At 65.4% G+C, this 17555-nt stretch carries 10 protein-coding genes; 7 read left to right on the top strand and 3 right to left on the bottom strand.

Features of this window, described 5'->3' with window-relative positions; all coding sequences use genetic code 11:
• Nucleotides 1–7: 7 nt before the first annotated feature.
• The 7 genes from ACPDIT_RS11295 to ACPDIT_RS11265 all read left to right on the top strand — a co-directional run bounded on the left by ACPDIT_RS11295 (nt 8) and on the right by ACPDIT_RS11265 (nt 9938).
• The gene (locus ACPDIT_RS11295; protein ID WP_423443544.1) at nt 8–1033 is read left to right on the top strand and encodes a class I SAM-dependent methyltransferase; all 1026 of its coding nucleotides are present in this window, start codon (nt 8–10) and stop codon (nt 1031–1033) included.
• Nucleotides 1034–1839: 806 nt separating this feature from the next.
• The gene (rpsJ, locus tag ACPDIT_RS11290; protein WP_423443542.1) at nt 1840–2148 is read left to right on the top strand and encodes a 30S ribosomal protein S10; all 309 of its coding nucleotides are present in this window, start codon (nt 1840–1842) and stop codon (nt 2146–2148) included.
• Between the two features lie 37 nt (nt 2149–2185).
• Nucleotides 2186–2944: a 50S ribosomal protein L3 gene (rplC, locus tag ACPDIT_RS11285; protein WP_423443540.1), complete on the top strand. Its 759-nt coding sequence runs from the start codon at nt 2186–2188 to the stop codon at nt 2942–2944.
• Nucleotides 2945–2953: 9 nt separating this feature from the next.
• Nucleotides 2954–3580, top strand: coding sequence for a 50S ribosomal protein L4 (rplD, locus tag ACPDIT_RS11280; protein ID WP_423443539.1), 627 nt, complete (start codon nt 2954–2956; stop codon nt 3578–3580).
• A gap of 40 nt (nt 3581–3620) precedes the next feature.
• On the top strand, nt 3621–3902 hold the full coding sequence (gene rplW, locus ACPDIT_RS11275) for a 50S ribosomal protein L23 (RefSeq protein ID WP_423443537.1): 282 nt from the start codon (nt 3621–3623) through the stop codon (nt 3900–3902).
• A gap of 1177 nt (nt 3903–5079) precedes the next feature.
• Nucleotides 5080–6144: a ribosome small subunit-dependent GTPase A gene (gene rsgA, locus ACPDIT_RS11270; protein WP_423443535.1), complete on the top strand. Its 1065-nt coding sequence runs from the start codon at nt 5080–5082 to the stop codon at nt 6142–6144.
• Nucleotides 6145–7178: 1034 nt separating this feature from the next.
• Nucleotides 7179–9938, top strand: coding sequence for a family 78 glycoside hydrolase catalytic domain (locus tag ACPDIT_RS11265; RefSeq protein ID WP_423443533.1), 2760 nt, complete (start codon nt 7179–7181; stop codon nt 9936–9938).
• Between the two features lie 185 nt (nt 9939–10123).
• Here the strand turns inward: ACPDIT_RS11265 and ACPDIT_RS11260 are convergent, their stop codons facing one another.
• The 3 genes from ACPDIT_RS11260 to ACPDIT_RS11250 form a co-directional block, all read right to left on the bottom strand.
• A complete protein-coding gene (locus ACPDIT_RS11260; protein ID WP_423443532.1) occupies nt 10124–11686 on the bottom strand; it encodes a hypothetical protein in 1563 nt (520 codons plus the stop codon).
• A gap of 137 nt (nt 11687–11823) precedes the next feature.
• Nucleotides 11824–12294 carry an NYN domain-containing protein gene (locus tag ACPDIT_RS11255; RefSeq protein ID WP_423443530.1) on the bottom strand — a complete coding sequence of 157 codons (471 nt, stop codon included), beginning with the start codon at nt 12292–12294 and terminating at the stop codon, nt 11824–11826.
• Nucleotides 12295–13364: 1070 nt separating this feature from the next.
• Nucleotides 13365–17468 carry a GEVED domain-containing protein gene (locus ACPDIT_RS11250; RefSeq protein ID WP_423443528.1) on the bottom strand — a complete coding sequence of 1368 codons (4104 nt, stop codon included), beginning with the start codon at nt 17466–17468 and terminating at the stop codon, nt 13365–13367.
• Between the last annotated feature and the right edge of the window lie 87 nt (nt 17469–17555).

Raw genomic sequence — 17555 nt, 5'->3', positions numbered from 1 at the left:
ATCCACGATGGATCCGTCCCTGCAGGCTGAAACCGAGGCGCTGCGTGCGGCCTGGATGCGACACGAGGCCGCCTGGCTTCGCGACTACCTGGTGGCCGACGTCGAAGATCCACGGCGCAACGTGCAGAGCATCCTCACCCGCCATTTTCTGCTGACCGCGCTGGGCGGCGACCGTTGGCAGGGTCTGTTCCAAGCCGAGCTGGAGTTTGCCGCGGCATTGAACTGGCTGCTGGAACCCCGTCACGGCGTCCGCTGCGCGGAGGACCGCGCCGCCGTCCGGTATGCCCTCCAGACCGGCGCTTCCAACGTCGAGGGCATTGAGGTCCCGCCCTTTTTGCACCGGATCCACCGGCAACTACCCCGGGCTTGCGACAGTCAGATCATCCCCAACTACGTGGAGGCGTTCCTCGATCTGCCCGATCCCCTCCTGCCGGAGGGGCCTGAAGGCCGGGCGGTGCTCGACACGTTCCAGCGCCTTTGGGCCGCGGTGCTGTCCGATCTGGCCCTCCCACGCCCGACCGTCCTCGAACCCGCCTGTGGTTCGGCCAACGACTATCGCTTCCTCGTGCAATACGGGCTGGCGCGGCACCTGGTTTACACCGGGTTCGACCTGTGCGAGACCAACGTTCACAATGCCCGCCAGATGTTTCCCTCGGCCGACTTCCGTGTGGCCAACATTTTCCAAATCCCCGCTCCGGATCGCGCCTTCGAGTGGGCGTTCGTGCACGATCTGTTCGAACACCTCTCTCCCGCAGCCCTCCCCGTCGCGGTGCGAGAACTCTGCCGGGTCACGGCCCGCGGCCTCTGCGTGCATTTCTTCCAGATGGACGAGATCCCGGCAACCGTCGTCCGCCCCGTCGGGCACTATCACTGGAACCTGCTGAGCCTCGAGCAGACCTGGTCTCTCTTCGCTCGGGAAGGGTTTGACGGGCAGGCAGTCCACATCGGCACGTTTCTTCAGCACCGGACCGGGTGTGCCTGGACACATAATCCGAACGCCTACACCTTTTTCCTGTTTCGCGCGCGCCCGTGAGGGCCGGCCAGGCAGCCGTGGGTCCGCCGCATCGGGGTGGACATTCACCGCCCAGGGCAACGCCCCGGGCCACCGGAACGCCCCTGAGCCTGCTGTCCTAGACGGGCCGAATGGGGTGTGGGGCCACCCCGGGCCACCGACAGGCCTCAATCTAGCCCGGCTTGAACGGGCCGCATGCGGTGCGGACCCACCCGGCCACCGCGCGGGGGAATCATCGGGTTACGTCCTTTCAGCGCATGTCGAGCTTTGCGGGCCGAAATCCCGGGCCGTTGCCCCGGGCGGACCATGGAGGCGCCTTCGGCGCGTCGCGTGTCCGCCCCAACGGGGCGGAGATTCACCAGCCCAGGGCAACGCCCTGGGTAGACATGCAAAGATGGTTCCCCCGCCCTGAAGGGGCGGGACTCGGTGTGGGCATGCCCGCCCGTCGCAATGGCGTCATGAGGTTGTGCCCTTTCCGGGCACGAGAGTGGGGGAGAGCGGGTTTCTGGGCCGCTTGCCCGGGGCTGGCGACTCGGTGCGCCTTCGGTGCAGCATGTGCTTGCCCGGACGTGAGGATTCCGCTGGTGGTGGTGAAAACGCGGCCATGCCGCATGCGGGGCCGCCAAATCCCATTGGCCCAACCTGCCATTTCCACATTTCCCCGCCGGAGAGCCCGGCCCCGTGGGTGCCCGGACCAGGCCCGAGAGGTCGGGGAAGATTCCCCTCAAAAAGGTATTGCGCAGCCGCGCGCACCTGCTAAATTGTCCGTCCGCTTTCGGAACGGAGCGGGAGTACAACTTGGGCGAATTTGCACGACACTGTTCTTTATGGCTGCACAACGGATTCGGATTCGGTTGAAGGCCTATGACCACCGGGTCATAGACCATTCGGCGCGGGAGATTGCCGAGACGGTAAAACGGACCGGCGCCCGCGTGGCAGGGCCCATTCCGCTGCCCACCAAGATTGAGCGCTGGACCGTCCATCGCTCTCCTCACGCGGACAAGAAGTCCATGGAAACCTTCGAGCAGCGCACCCACAAGCGGCTCATCGACATCATCGAACCCACCGCCCGCACCGTGGACGAGCTCAAGAAGCTGAACCTGCCGGCCGGCGTGGACATCACCATCAAGATCTGATCCTGCAGCCCAACCCTCCGCAGTTTCCGGCTTTGTTATGATCGGTCTCATCGGCAAAAAACTCGGCCAGACCCGAATCTACGATGCCAACGGTGTCGCCCAACAGGTGACCATCGTTCTGGCCGGCCCCAACCGCGTGCTTCAGTGCAAGACGAAGGAAACCGACGGCTACGATGCCGTCCAACTGGCCTTCGGCGATCAAAAAGATCATCGCCTCACCAAACCCATTCTGGGGCATTTGCAGAAGTGGGGGGTGGAGATCAAACGCACGGATGAGAAGACTCCGGTCCTGTTGACCGCCGTCCGGCGCATCCGCGAGTTCCGCAACTTTTCCTTGCCGGTCAAGCCCGGCGACCTGATCGGGCCGGGCATTTTCGCCCCGGGCGATTTCGTGGACGCCATCGGCATCACCAAGGGACGCGGCTTCGAGGGCGTGGTGAAACGGCATGGCTTCCGCGGCGGGGATGCGTCGCACGGGGCCAAAGGTTGGCACCGCCGTCCCGGCGCCATCGGACAGCGCCTCTTCCCGGGCACCGTTCGGCGCGGCATGCGCATGCCCGGCCACATGGGCCAGGTGCGACGCACGGTGCAGAACCTCGAAATCCTGCAGGTCCGTGAACAGGAGAACCTCCTGCTCATCAAAGGCTCCATCCCGGGGGCCAATGGGGACTACGTCATCATTCGCGAGGCCAAGAAGCGGCCCAAGGGCAGTACCCGGACCAAGACGGCCGCCCAGGTGGCCAAGGCCAAAGCAGAGGCCAAGCCCAAGACCGCGGCCAAAACCGCCAAAAAGTAACGCTGCACCATGAAACTCGTCGTCAAGGACACCCTCGGCAAACCGCAGGGCGAACTGGAAGTCGGTTTCCCCCTCGTGGAAGGAGAGCGCGGCGCCCACGCCGTGCACGAAGTCGTGGTGGCCCACCTGGCCAACTGCCGGCGCGGCACCGCCTGCACCAAAACGAAGGGCGAAGTTGCCGGCACCGGCAAGAAGCCGTGGCGCCAGAAAGGCACCGGACGGGCGCGGGCCGGCTCCTTCCAATCGCCCCTGTGGCGCGGCGGCGGTGTGGTGTTCGGGCCCAAACCCCGGGACTTTTCCCTCAAGGTCAACGCCCAAACCAAACGCCTGGCTCTGCGCAAGGCGCTCACAGAACGCCTCAAGGCCGGCGATGTCATCGTCGTGGATGAACTTTCGCTGCCCAACCACAAGACCCGCACGTTCCTGAACGTGCTCCAGGCCCTCGAGGTCAAGGGTACCGTGCTCGTGGTGGCCAGCCCGCCGGATCGCAACCTCCTGCTGGCCTCGCGGAACGTGCCCCACGTGGAGGTCACGACAGGCGAGAATCTGCACGCCTACGACGTGTTGCGGCCCGACACGCTCGTGTTCACCCGGGCTGCCTTTCAGGTTGTCGAAAACCGCTTGCGCGAGGAATAACCCGGCCGGAAACCCGACCGGCCACCCACTGGCCCAGCCCATGAACAGCTTTGAAATCATCAAAACGGTCCGTCTGACGGAGAAAGGCACGCGCCAGAGCGAGAAATACAACCAGTACACCCTCGTGGTGGACCGGCGCGCCAACAAGCATCAGATCAAACAGGCCGTGCAGGAGCTCTTCAAAGTCAAGGTCCTGCGCGTGAATACCATGAACGTGCGCGGCAAACTCCGTCGCCAGCGCACCCATCAGGCCGGCAAGTCCCCGGACTGGAAAAAGGCGATCGTCACCCTCAAGGAGGGCGACAAGATCGTTCTCACCTGACCCCGGCGGGGCCTTTTCGCGCCACTTTCTCCGCAACGCGGTGGTTCCCGGGGTTTCTTGAGCCCACGGGCCGCGGGTGTACCGGCCTTTTCAACTTCCACGGCCTGCGGGATCTGCCGCTCCATCAACCTTCGAACCGATTGCGAATGTCCGCAAAGGAGCCCGGGCAAAGCCCGCGCCCTCCCTTCGCGGCTTGTGGGTTTTCCCGAGCGCGGCGACTCCCGCGCCCTCGCGCCGGTCCCCCTGTGCAATCGCCGACCCAACGCCCTGGCGCGGCATCCTTGCCTCCTTGAATCCGGGTCGACCTCGCTGCCGGAGCCGTCTTTTGCCGCAGCCTCCCGGGTCACCGTGCCTCCCCAAGGAAATCCCAATGGAGACTTATTCCGCGCACCCGCGCCCGGAAATCCTTGCGGAAACGCTGTGGCTTTTGCGTGCCGGGGACATCCGAGAATTGTGTCGAGGATTCACCGGTATCCCAAACCCGAAATGCGCCGGAAAGCGAATCTTTGGCGGCGGACGCTCGCCTGCCCCGACGCTACAGGCGAGAATCCGCCCCGGCAGCCCCTCCGAGTTCAGTCCCACCGAGCCCCATCGAGGATCGGAAAGATCTCGCGCCTTTGGCACGCCGTGGGTCCACGGGAGTGCAGACGCCCCAGCCCAGGGCAGCGCCCAGGTCCAAGGTGGCCTGGACCCCGGAAGAATAGTTGCACTTCCAGCGCGCTTCAGGGCTGCCCCATCGGCACAAGAACGCACCAGCCCGGGGCAACGCCCCGAACCGGGTCCCGGAAGGCACCCCTGCCCTGAAAGGCCGAAACGCGGTGTGAGCATGCCCCCTCTCACGGTTGGGATGATGGACTTGTGCCCTTTCAGGGCGCGGCAGATTTCGGGGGTGCCGAATCCCCGGGGCGTTGCCCCAAGCAGTTGAGTTGAATGCGTCTTTGGCGCGTGAATAGGCCCGTGGGATCCGTGGACAGGCAACGGCGCATTTCCGTTGGCGAGCCCCGGGTTCAAGAATCCCGCTGAGCCGGCGTTTGCCCTCCGGATTCCCCCCGCGGGCACGTCCGAAATTCCGCCGGGGTTTCCGGAGGTTCCAAAGCCGGAAATGCGCCGGCACAAGCAGCGGAACGCTTCGGCCCGTTGCCAAGGCCGTGCGGTTGTGATTAGCTGGGTTCCTCGCATGGCTGACCGGGAGATCTCGTTGGCCACTCTGGGGTGGGACCCGGAGTGGGAACAATCGTTTGCGCCGCATCGGGCGGCCGGGCTGGTGCCCGCGCGCGTGGTCACGCAGGAAAAGCACCGTTACCTCGTGTGCGCAGACACGGGCGTGCAGGAGGCCCAGGTGCTCGGCCGGTGGCTGCGCCGGGCACAGAGCGACGCCGAGCTGCCCAAGGTGGGTGACTGGGTGGCGTGTCGAGTGCCCGGGGGGGCGGGTCAGCCCGCCATCATCGAGGCCGTTTTGCCGCGCCGCACCCGTCTGGCCCGCAAAGTGCCCGGACGCGAGACCGAAGAGCAGGTGCTGGTGACGAACGTGGACACGGCGTTTGTGGTGCAGGCGCTGGACCAGACCTTCAATCCCCGTCTGTTGGAGCGCATGCTGCTCATGTGTCTGGAAGGGGGTGTCCAACCGGTCGTGGTGCTCAACAAGGCCGACCTTTGCACCGACCCGGCTGCCGCGGTCGCGGAAGCACGTCGGCGCGCCGGGGAAGCGGCGGTCATCCTCACCAGTGCCCGGTCCGGGGAGGGAATCGATCAGCTGCGACCCTGGGTGACTCCCGGGAAAACCGGCGTGTTCATGGGCCCGTCGGGCGTCGGAAAATCGAGCCTGATCAACCAGCTCTACGGTGAAGAAATCCAACCCACGGCCGAGGTGCGGGAACGCGACCACAAGGGCCGTCATACCACCACGTGGCGCGAGCTGATCGTGCTGCCGGGCGGAGGGCTCGTGATCGACACGCCCGGCATGCGCGAGTTTCATCTCTGGATGGCGGGCGAAGGACTTCACGAAGCCTTCCCGGACATCGAACTGGTGGCCTTGCGATGCCGGTTCCGAGACTGTCGCCACGAAAGCGAGCCGGGCTGTGCCGTGCGCGAGGCCGTGGCGGCCGGCCAGATTGATCCGGACCGACTGGCCAGTTACAAAAAGCTCCGCCAGGAACTGGAGTACCTGCATCGGCTCCGACACTGGCAACGGCCGCCACACCGAAGGCCGCGATCCCCGCGTCCCCGGTCCGAAGAGGAATGAACCCGCCCGCGAGTTCGTCACGCGGCAGGACCGGTTCTTTCAACCGCTGAATCCCGGACGAAAGTTCCGCGGAGCTCGCCGAAAGGCCGCTTTCACAGGGGATGGATCAAGGGCCACCGACCTCCGGCGGAAAGGTTGGGAAAACTCGTGTTCTTCGGGTACCGGAAGTGTCCGAGCGTGTGGACCTCCGCACCGGGCTCCGTGATCGCCGGAAGCCTGCTGGACGGCCCGCTGGTGCGGTGCTGAAACGCGCACCACGGCAACTGCGCGGTCGAGCAACGGTTGCCCTTGTTCGGCAGCGACGGCATCTTGCGGCGCAAGTAGCTTGTCCCGACTGTGCACCACTGCAGAAACCAACGCCCTTGGACCACCTCTGCAGCCCTCTCCGTGACATGAAGAGCGTGTTTGTATAATTCGCACCGCCGGGTTCCGCAGTGCCTCCCGTGCGCGCACCCAAAGGCAGGCTTCCCAAGAGTTCGGAGTCGAGGGGGATACCCTTCATCCGCAGACTGCCCGGCTTGGGAGCACTCGGGCGGAACAATTCGCCGCTGTGCCACGGCAGGGCCCTAACGCCGCGGAACAGGACGCATAAAGATTCTGAGTCCCCCGGTATGGCTGCGGCGGCCTGGTCCCCTGCGGTTCCAGTCGCACTGCCGGGCGTCACGCGGGGTGCTTCGGTACACTCCGGCTCGGAAAGACGTGGTCGCTGCGGGTGTTCTCGCGGTTGTGCGAGGCGGGAAAGCTTGTCCTGTTTGGGCCTGTCCTCAATTTGTCCCGTCAGAAGCCCTGAGTGCACGCGAGCGGTTGCGAGGAGATCCGTTCCGGCTCCCTGGGCGCGACTTTTGACCCGGAGGTCCCGGACGGTTCCGGTGCCGAGGCCGGAAGGAAAACCCCGCGCAGCCGGGGATCGGGCCCTTCGACTTCAGGAGGGGCGGGCCCGGAGTTGTCGGCTGTGGTTTGGCTGCCCCACAGAGCTTCCGCTCGCACTGGCGCCGGCGACGGCCTGTCGTACCATGGGCCACGTGAAGGTGGCGATGAGACGTTGGGCGGGAGGTTGCCTCGGGCCAGCGTGCCTGCTGGCGGGTTTGGGCCTGGCCGCATCGGACCTGGGGGGAGCATCAGGGGAGCCTCTTGCGCCGCTGGTGCCAGTGGATTTGCGGTGCGAATACGACGCGTGGGCGCGAAGTGTCGAAGTGACGAATCCACGGCTTTTCTGGAAGCTGGTCGGGGACGGTCGAGGCCGGCGGCAAACGGGGTATCAGATTCTGGTGGCCTCCTCCGAGGCACACCTGGCGCGAGACGAGGGGGATCTCTGGGACAGTGGACGCGTGGCCTCGGACGAGACGATCCATGTTCGTTACGGCGGCCGGCCGTTGGCGTCCTCGCAGCAGGCGTATTGGAAGGTGCGCGTGTGGGACGAGGCCGGACGCGTCTCGGCCTGGAGCACCAATGGCACATGGATCATGGGGATTCTCCGACCCGAAGAATGGCGGGGGCAATGGATTTGCGCACCCGCGGAGACGGAAGCGTTGCTCTTGCGCAAGGAGTTCGACGTGCGTCCGGGCCTGGTCCGTGCCGTGGCGCACGTGTGCGGCCTGGGACATTACGAGATGTTCTTGAACGGAGCGCGCGTGGGAGAGGATTTGTTCACGCCCGGTTGGACCGACTACCGCAAGACGACGTTGTACGACACCTACGATGTGACGTCGCATTTGCGTGCCGGCCGAAACGCCCTGGGTCTGACGCTGGGTAACGGGATGTACCACGTGGTGCGCCGGCACCGGTTCGCCAAATTCACCGGTTCGTTCGGTCCGCTGCGCGCGATCCTGCATTTGCGACTCGAGTACGCGGATGGAACCACCGAGTTCCTCGGGACCGACCCGTCCTGGAAGGTTCACCCGGGAGCGATCACTTACAACAGCATCTACGGCGGTGAGGATTTCGATGCCCGACGCGAGCCGGTGGGATGGAAACTGCCCGGGTTCGACGATCGCGACTGGGAAACCGCCGTGCCGGTGGTCCGTCCGGCTCCGACCCTGCGCGGGCACCACGCAGCGGCGCTTCCGATTCGCGCCATGGAAACCCGTGCGCCGGTGGCCGTGCGCCAGTTGGCGCCGGATTTGTGGGTGTACGACCTGGGACAGAATGCCTCGTGGATGCCGCGGCTGCGCGTGCAAGGACCGCGGGGAAGTTCGGTACGGCTGACGCCCGCCGAGGTTCTGTTCGAGGATGGCACGATCGACCGCCGCACCATGGGCAGCACGAACCGGGGCATTTCCTGGTGGCAGTACACGCTGAAGGGGGACTCGTCCGGACCGGAGAGCTGGTTTCCCCAGTTTTACTACGTGGGGTGCCGGTATCTTGAGGCGCGGTTACTCCCCGCCGAACCCGGGGGGCCGTTGCCCCGGATCGAATCCCTGGAAGGTGTGTTGGTGCATGCGGCCGTGCAACCGGTGGGAGAATTCGAGTGTTCCAATCCCCTCCTGAATCGGATCCGGGACCTGATCCGCTGGGCGCAACGGGCGAATCTGGTCTCGGTGCTGACCGATTGTCCGCATCGGGAGAAACTGGGCTGGTTGGAACAGTACCACCTGAACGGACCGTCCCTGCGATACGAGTTCGACCTGGGGCGCCATTTCACCAAGGCCATGCACGACATGGCGGATGCCCAGTTGCCGGAGGGCCTGGTGCCCAACATCGCACCGGAATACACCGTTTTCGAGGGACCCTTTCGAGCCGCGGCAGAATGGGGCAGCGCCTTCGTCCAGGTACCCTGGCAACAGTACCTGTTTTATGCCGATCTGGATTTGATCGAGCGTTTTTACGACCGGATGAAGCGTTACTTTGCCCACTTGGAGAGCCGGGCCCGGGACGGCGTACTGGCCGACGGCCTGGGTGACTGGTGCGATTGGGGGCCGCAGCGCTCGAATCGAGCCGAGTTGACGCCCCCGGAGGTCACGGCCAGCGCGTTTTACTACTGGAATGCAATCACGCTGGCGCGGATGGCGCGGTTGGTGGGACGGCCGGACGACGCAACGCAGTTCGATCAGCAAGCCGCAAGGATCCGCCAAGGGCTTCAGCAGCGGTTCTGGGATCCGGAGCGGGGCATTTGGGGCACGGGGTCGCAGGCGTCGCACGGCCTGGCCCTGGAGATGGACTTGGTGGAGGAGCGGGCCCGCCCACGGGTCTTGGCCGAATTGGTCCGGGACGTCGCGGTGCGCGGTTATGCCATGACCGCCGGCGACGTGGGATTTCGGTATCTGGTGCAGGCGCTGGCTCGAGCGGGTCACTCAGACGTGGTGTACCGAATGATCAACCGGCGCGACCCGCCCGGGTACGGATACCAAATCGAGCAGGGCGCCACCGCGTTGACCGAATTCTGGGATGCCCGCCGCACCGGATCCCACAACCATTTCATGCTCGGGCACATCCTGGAGTGGTTTTACAAGGATCTCGCCGGGATCGATTGTGATCCGGAAGCGCCGGGCTTCAAAAGGGTCGTGATCCGCCCCACACCGGTCGGAGACCTCACCTGGGTGCGCGCGAGCTACGACTCGATCCGTGGACAGATCACCACCGAATGGCATCGGGATGCGGACCGGTTCCGCCTGAAGGTCAGAATCCCGCCGAACACGACCGCCACGGTGTACGTCCCGGCACTGGCTTCGGACGCCGTGCGAGAGGGCGACAGGCCGGCTCGGTCAAGCCCCGGCGTCCGTTTCCTCCGAACGGAATCCGGATGCGCCGTGTTTTCGGTGGAGTCGGGCACCTACGAATTCGAATCGCAGTTCTGACCCGCCGATCCGGCTTCATCCACACGGAGAGGATCTCCGCCGGGCATGGACAGGCATGGGCAGATGTCCGGAAGGACAGTGGCCTCGGCTCGCGGACGAGCTTCCTGGGTCAGCCCTGGCAAGGTGCCGAGGGTTCCGGCGTCACGGAGCTTCAGAAGCCCTGCAGGCGTGTGGGGTGACCCGGATCAGGCGTTCGGGCTGGACGGAGGCGGTTGACGGTCCAAGGAGTGCGTGATGAGGCTACCGTGGCCGGAAGCGGTGCGGCTCCGCTGGACGAGCCAGAGCGTCCCCAGCATGGCCCCCAGCAAACACGCCAGCCCCGCAGCCAGCAATGCAGTGCGGCGGGGTACAGGCGGGGGCGTCGCCGTGCCCAAGGTCCCGGCGGCCTTGTTCGTGGCCGGCGTTTGGCCGGGGGTGTCCGTCGAGGAAAGCGGCCGGGTCGGTGTCTTCGTCTCAGCAGGCTCGATTCTTGCGGCGGGCCGGTCCGCAGGGGCGACGCCCGATGTCGCCTCGCCCACCGGAAGTGTGCCAATGTGCTGCCGTACGACTGCAGTGTCCGGGGAGGGCGAAATCGCGGTCTCCGGCGAGCCGGGAGAAGCGGTTCCTCGCGTCGGACGCGGGCTCGGCAAGGCGTCTGGCCGGAGATCTGCGGATGCCGCGATCCCCTCGGCCCGGCCTGGTTCTGGAGCTCTGACAATGGGAGATTGTTCGGCGGTGGGAGGGCGGGACTGTTGAGACGCAGCCGTCGGTGGGGCGGGCGTGGTGCTCGCCAGTGCTGGCATGGGTTGTCCGGCCGTGCTCGGGTCGGAGCGATTTGTATCTGGGGTTGCGTCAGCCGAAGTTTTCTGCGGCCTGCCCGCGGCAGCCTCCGACGGGGCGCTCTGCAGTGGCACATCAGACTGGCCGGGTGAACCGGACGAGGTCGGGCCCGGCAACAAGGTTTCGACCGGTTGTTCGGGGCCCCGGGTGTTTGGTTCGAGCTGTGCAGGGCGGTCCCGGGTCGGCGTGGGACCAGTTTCGGCCGCGCTGAACAAGTGGGATTGGGTTTCCGCCGGAGGAGGCGTGGCTGCGTTTGCGGAGAGGACGGGAGCCGGAGCGGGACCGGCATGGGACGGAGGTGCGGGTACCGGCATGGGGCCGGGGCCGAACGTGGTTTCCAATTCTTGCTGGCGTTCGATGGAAGTCGCCGGGATACGCACCGGCCAGGGTGGTTGGCCCACGGCGTAATCCACCCACCGACCCTGTTCGGCGCGCAGCACGATGATGACGGGCTGACGGATTCGGCGCTGGGCGCTGCGCATGTCCCGCACCGCTTCGTAAATCGGGCGGTCGAACGGCGTACCGGCGATGCTTTCCCCGCCGGTGCAGAAGAGGATCAGGGTGAAGCTTGCCGACCGGTTGGCGATTTGTTCCGCCATGGAAAGCAGCGTGGCGACCTGACCGACATTTTGAAACGTGCGGGTGTCGAGAAACGAGTGCAGCTGGCGGACGATGGCCTCCCCCCGCTCCGGGGCCCAGGTCTGGAGCGGGAACTGTCCGGTGTACACCTCACGATCGAACGTCCACACCCCGATGCTGTCGCCGGGTCGCAGTCGGCCGTCGAATCCGGATTGAAAGAGCTGCCGAAGGGCCTCGTACAGGCCGGCTTTGCGGGCCGCCATGCTTCTGGAGGTTTCGATGGCCAGCAACCAGCGTCGTTCCTGGGGTGGAGAGGCCTGGGCCCATCCCTCCGGGCAGATGGATCGCAACCATGCGACACAGACGACAAGAACGACCCATTGCGGAACGCGTCCGCGTCGTTGAAACGGGGCCTGAGCCGCTCGGTGATCCGGAGGAGCGGCCGGATGCTCGGGACCGGGAACGGAGTCGGGGCGCATGCGATCGATCAGCGGCGGTTGCGAAAGCGAAGGTGGTCTTGACGGTTGCGACGATCCAGTTCGCTGCGTTGTTCACGCAGCGTGCTTTGGACCTGTTGGATGAACTCGCGGCACGACCAGGTCCAGGCCCCGAGGGCCTGCACCGTCTCGCGCTCTGCGCGGTCTTCGGTCACGACCAGCACCTCGCCCCAGGCCGCGAACCGCGCAGCAGCGCGTTCGATCAGTGCATCGGCCGTCTGACCGGGTCGCGAGTAGAGCACCTCGATGGCCGATTGGGTCTCGGGCGGAGCTGCCGGTCCCCGCCGATACCGGGCATCGAAGAATACCGTCACGGGCACGCCGGTGAGGTCTTGGTAATGGGTGAGGATCTGGATCAGTGCTTCGCGGGCCTGGACCGAATGCCGGGGCTGCCCTGCTGCCAGTTCGGGCCACTGGTGCAGCAGGCTGTAGCCGTCGATCAAAATGCGGACCAGAGCCACACGACAACCATACCCCAGCCTGTCAACGCTGAGAATGCGAAAAACCACAGGGACTCCCACTGACGGCTCACTTCGCATTATGGCCCACCCAAGGCAGAGGGGAAGGTCGCGCATCCTCGGCATGGGTAAACCGCGAGAAAACGGGCATTTCCTTCGGATTCCTGAATCCGGAACTCGATCACGGAAATGCCCCCTCCGTCGTCCACGGATCGCCCGGGCGAGCCAAAGCGCCGAGAGCGCATCCCGACTCATCAGCCCGGGGCAGCGCCCCGGCGGTTCGGCCCGGAAAAACTCACCGAGCTTGAAAGGGCGCAACCCGAGGCCCCCCAATTCCGAGTGCCGGGCAAGCCCCACCGAACTCCGCTCTTTCTGGCCGGGGCGAATCTCGGTTGGTTGCCGGCCCAAGCCATTGAGCGGGGTTGCCAAATCCTTGCTCCGACGGGGTACTCATATGCCCCGCTGAAGGCGCAACGATGCATCCGGAACAAATCGCGCCAGAGGAGCGGTTCCCTGTCTGGCGTGAAAAAGCGTTTCGGGCGACTGAGCAATCTGTCCGGCCTGCGCCTTCTGTGCCGCCCCGCTGGCATCGACAGTGCGAGCCCGGTGTCTCAAGCTGGTAGCCGCGGAAAGGCGGCGGCCCCGGAATCCGAACGCAGATCCAAGCTCCAGGCGGTGGCCACTAGGGGCACAGGGGGGTCGGCCGATCCGTCCACCGACGATCGTGGGCGGCTGCGGATTTGAAGACTCGTAGCCGCCGTATGGCGGCCGACCTGGAGTCCAGATCGAAAGCCGCGTCATGGAAGACGGCCCACGACAATCACGCAGCATAGGCTGCATCGGCCCGCCGACTGCGGTTGGCAGCCATGGATTGGGGATGAGAAGCCGCCGCCGCAAGGCCTCGGAAAGCAAACCCTGGCCCTGTTGCACAGCCACCGCAGCCTCGAGGTAAATCGCGGGTGGATCCGCCGACGGACATCGGCGGCTCCTTTCCATCTCCCGATTCCGGCGAGCTGGCATTGCACAGCGGCGCAGGAGGGTTCCCCACTCACGCGCCTCTGTCCCGTCGCAGGTTAGTAGCGCACCCGGTAGAAAAGGCGTTGATGCGTGATGCGCACCGTGTAGGGGCTGGTGGCGTTCGGAACCGGTTGCCAGGGGCCCGTGACCGAGGGAGCCTGTTCGAGAACGCCCCCGGCCGGCCAGCTCAGCACCAGGCCCTCCTGCGTGCGCTGGACGGTCACCCGACGCTCACACACCACCGTGACTTTAAAGGTGCACGTGGCCGTGTTGCCGGCCAGGCTCGTGGCGACATTCGTAACGATGGTGGTGCCCACCGGGAACAAACTGCCGGAAGGCGGAGTGGAAACCACGGCGACGTTCGTCTCGTAAGTGGTGAATGCCCTGACCGTGAACTCTACCACCGCACCATTGGTCGTGGTACACGGGACCACGATGTCCCGGGGACAGACGATGGTCACCGGAGAGGGATCCACCACGGTGAACAGGACCTCGGCCTCCCCCGTGTTGCCGTTATTGTCCGTGGTGGAGATTCTCAGTGTATGTTGTCCGACGGGCAGCAGACTCGCGGGCTTGGGATCTTGTGACGGAGACGGAAGTTCCGGCTGGCAGTTATCAGACGCTTGCGTGGCCGCAGCCAGGTTGGGCGCCGGGACCAGTCCCGGCGTGTTGGGATAGTCATTCACATTGGCTGTGAGACGCGTCACGGGGGGCGTGACGCGGGGCGGTGCGACGTCGCCAAAGTAAAAGCAGCCCGGATGTCCGTACGAGTCGTACAATGCCCACCCGTACGTCGCGATGCCGAAGGGCGCCGCAGCCACGAGGATGTGATGTCCCACACCGATCGGCACGTTGGCCACGGCATAGCCGCTGCCGGGCACGGTCTGGAAAAGGGCCGGATTCACTGCAACACCATCCAAAAGGAGGTTGTTCGTAACCGACGTGGGGGCGACGATCTGAACATAGTTGGTCGGGAAATCGTTCGTTGGTGTGCAAAGGATGTAGGCGCGCGAGAAATGACGCGTCGCCTGGAGCAGCAGCATGAAGGGATCGGCGTTTATGTTGCCGTCCCGATCCGAGCTGGTTGCATACTGGGCCACCAGCACCGGCCGACTCGCGCTCAACCCGAAGCGGGTCGTTACGAACCCCTGCAATACCTGGCCCCGGTTCAGATTCGTGACGGCGACGCCGTTGACGGAGACCGTGGTATTGTCATGAGCGGCCAGGACACGAATCACGTCGCCGCCCGAACGAGTCGCGAGCGGGGCCACGTAGAATTCACTGCCCCAAGTGTTCACGGGAAGGAGTTGTTCGACGACCGTGTCGCAGAACCACTGATTCGAGGTCGGGATCGTGGCACAGGCATGGCCGGCGAAAACCGCGACGGGCTTGTCGGAGCGGATGATGGTGCCGGTGAGATCCGCCGGTGCGTCGTTGGTGTCGCGCAACTGGTACACATCGCCCGGCTGAAGCACCACGGCATAAGTCACGCCCGGAGGCCGTATGGCCGAGGTGGCCGACGGAGTAATCAAGACCACGGTATTGGATTCGGTGCCCACGATGGCGAACTGAGAGCCGTTAAGCGGCGGCACGCCGGTCTGCAGATTGGGCCACGCCAGGACCACATACCCCGTGCCCAGGGTGCTGGTGTGCAAAGCCTGGTAACTGTCCGTGGTCTGGCGGGCATGGTTGAAGGCGGTGACGCGAACGTCGGCGGAGGCCACGACGCGCACGGCACGGCCCGGGGCCACGGTGTCATTAAGATCGCCCAGGTCCGCGTGCCGCGGCAGCAAAACCCAGGCGGTAAAGTTCGTGGGAATGACGAAGTTCGTCACGTATCCGAGGGCGGCAATGGACACCGTGCCGACGGTGCCCGCGGGGCCCTGGATGCACAGCATGGGCTGCGGCGGGTTGGTCGGATCCGGCGCGTAATTTCCCGGGAAGGTCAACCAGAATTCGCGTCCTTCGCAGCCCAGGTCGCAGCGTTCGCGATCGGGGATGATGGACAGGAGATGATCCTCCACCTCGCCGTCGGGCGCGGCTCCGGTGAAGCTCAAATCCGGTCCCTGCACGGTGAACCGCCAACGGGAGTAGGTGCGTCCGGTCAGCGCCTGGGCGGGCACCGGGAATGTGAGCGTGTTGGCACCCGTCGTGAGGGACACCCCATTGAACACGCGGTCCTCCGGATCAGCCCACGACCCGTTCCGGTTAAAGTCGATCCAAGCATACAGCCGCCCCGGCCGGGAGGCGGTCACCTGCACCGAGGCCGTTCGGCCCGGGACCAGGGGGCTCAACATGGTGACGCCGTCCTCATCATTCGGCCCCTGGAGAGGATTCAGGTCGTCTCCGTCCGAGCCACCGCTGGGCTGGCCGTCGGACTCGACATCGACCCGTGCTCCCAGAAACGTGTCGCGGAACGTGCTGTGACGGGCCCCGTTTTGCGCCAATCGCGTGGGATACGGCTCGGGCGCATCACCGAAGTCCAGCTGCGATTCGATGGAGATTTTGTAGTCCTCGACTTCCCCATCAGCCGCCGGACCGCCCACGCCCAGGCCACCCTCCCGGTTCAGTCGAAACCGCGCGAAGGTAACGCCGGGCACGGCCGACGCAGGCACCGCGAAGCTCAGGTCGTTGGTGCCCGGGACGCCAATGCCCGCCGTCAGCACCACATTGGTGAAGATTTGCTCCCCCGGATCGGCCCAGCTCTCGTTTCCGTTGAAATCCACCCAGGCATTCAGTCGGCCGGTGCCGGGACCCCCGGTGATGCTCTGGGGAGCCGTCAGAATTACGCGCACCCGCGCGGTCTGGCCCGGCACCACCGGCGTGAGAAAGATCACCCCGTCTTCGTCGTCAGGCGCGGTGGTAGGATTGAGGTCGTCACCCAGCGCATCGGCCGTGGGTTGCCCATCCGACTCCGCATCCACGCGGGTGCCCAAGAAGAAGCCGGGGCTGACCTGGTGCCGGGCCCCATTGCTCGCCAGGAGGGTCGGATACTTCCCGGGTGCGTCGCCGAAATCCAATTGTGCCTCGACGGTGATGTTGTAGTCCTCGACTTCCCCATCAGCCGCCGGACCGCCCACGCCCAGGCCACCCTCCCGGTTCAGTCGAAACCGCGCGAAGCCAACGCCGGGCACGGCCGACGCAGGCACCACGAAGCTCAGGTCGTTGGTGCCCGGGACGCCAATGCCCGCCGTCAGCACCACATTGGTGAAGATTTGCTCCCCCGGATCGGCCCAGCTCTCGTTTCCGTTGAAATCCACCCAGGCATTCAGTCGGCCGGTGCCGGGACCTCCATTGGGGTTCTGCGGCGCCGTCAAGATTACGCGCACTCGCGCGGTCTGGCCCGGCACCACCGGCGTGAGAAAGATCACCCCGTCTTCGTCGTCAGGCGCAGCGGTAGGATTGAGGTCGTCACCGAGCGCATCGGCCGTGGGTTGCCCATCCGACTCCGCATCCACGCGGGTGCCCAGGAAGAAGCCGGGACTGACCTGGTGCCGGGCCCCATTGCTGGCCAGGAGGGTCGGATATTTGCCGGGTGCGTCGCCGAAATCTGTCGTGGCACCCAAATACACCTGGTGGTCTTCCACTTCGCCGTTGGGCGCCTGGCCCGTGGGCACGCTGGAGCCCCGGGTACTGACGCGGAAGCGTGCGAACGAGGGGCCTTCCTTGGCTTCGCGGGGTACGATGAATTCCCGAACGTGGGTGCCGACGGGCAAACTGAGCCCCGAAAAGATGCGATCGATCGGCTCGGCCCAACTGCCATCGAGTTGAAAATCGATCCATGCGTCCACCACCGCAGTGCTGAATCCAGAGCCTCCGATGACGATTTGAACGGTGGCAACCTGGCCGGGCACCAACGGTGTCAGGAACGTGATGCCGTCTTCGTCGTCCAGTTTTCCGGCAGGTTGCGAATCGTCTCCCAGAGCGTTGGGGTCGGGCTGGCCGTCCCCTTCCTCGTCCACCGTGATGCCAAAGTAAGGCCCGCCGATCGGATGCCAGGGGCCGTTCTGCTGAAGGAAAGTCGGGTAAGGACTTGGTGCGTCTCCGAAGTCCTGCGCCCGGCTTGGGAAGAAACCCGGAGTCGAGAGCACCGTGACCAAGGCCAACCATGGCCCCAAGGTGCGCCCTCGAGATCCTGTAAAAAGCAGCGTCGGTTTCATAGGCGGCGTGGTCAGGTTCAGGTGGTGTCCCCCGCCGGGGTGGCCACCTGTCTCTTCCGGTTGGGAAAACTGTCGGTCATGGGTCGC

The sequence above is a fragment of the Limisphaera sp. VF-2 genome, assembly GCF_049537125.1.
In the GTDB taxonomy this organism is placed as follows: Bacteria; Verrucomicrobiota; Verrucomicrobiia; order Limisphaerales; family Limisphaeraceae; genus Limisphaera.
Note: the sequence above shows the minus strand (reverse complement) of the source record. Positions and strands in the feature narration are given on the sequence as shown.

Bases quoted from the DNA above. Each gene is read 5' to 3' on its own strand.
- ACPDIT_RS11295 (WP_423443544.1), top strand. From the start codon at position 8: ATGGATCCGTCCCTGCAGGCTGAAACCGAGGCGCTGCGTGCGGCCTGG.
- ACPDIT_RS11265 (WP_423443533.1), top strand. From the start codon at position 7,179: ATGAGACGTTGGGCGGGAGGTTGCCTCGGGCCAGCGTGCCTGCTGGCG.
- rplC (WP_423443540.1), top strand. From the start codon at position 2,186: ATGATCGGTCTCATCGGCAAAAAACTCGGCCAGACCCGAATCTACGAT.
- rpsJ (WP_423443542.1), top strand. From the start codon at position 1,840: ATGGCTGCACAACGGATTCGGATTCGGTTGAAGGCCTATGACCACCGG.
- rplD (WP_423443539.1), top strand. From the start codon at position 2,954: ATGAAACTCGTCGTCAAGGACACCCTCGGCAAACCGCAGGGCGAACTG.
- rsgA (WP_423443535.1), top strand. From the start codon at position 5,080: ATGGCTGACCGGGAGATCTCGTTGGCCACTCTGGGGTGGGACCCGGAG.
- rplW (WP_423443537.1), top strand. From the start codon at position 3,621: ATGAACAGCTTTGAAATCATCAAAACGGTCCGTCTGACGGAGAAAGGC.
- ACPDIT_RS11250 (WP_423443528.1), bottom strand. From the start codon at position 17,468: ATGAAACCGACGCTGCTTTTTACAGGATCTCGAGGGCGCACCTTGGGG.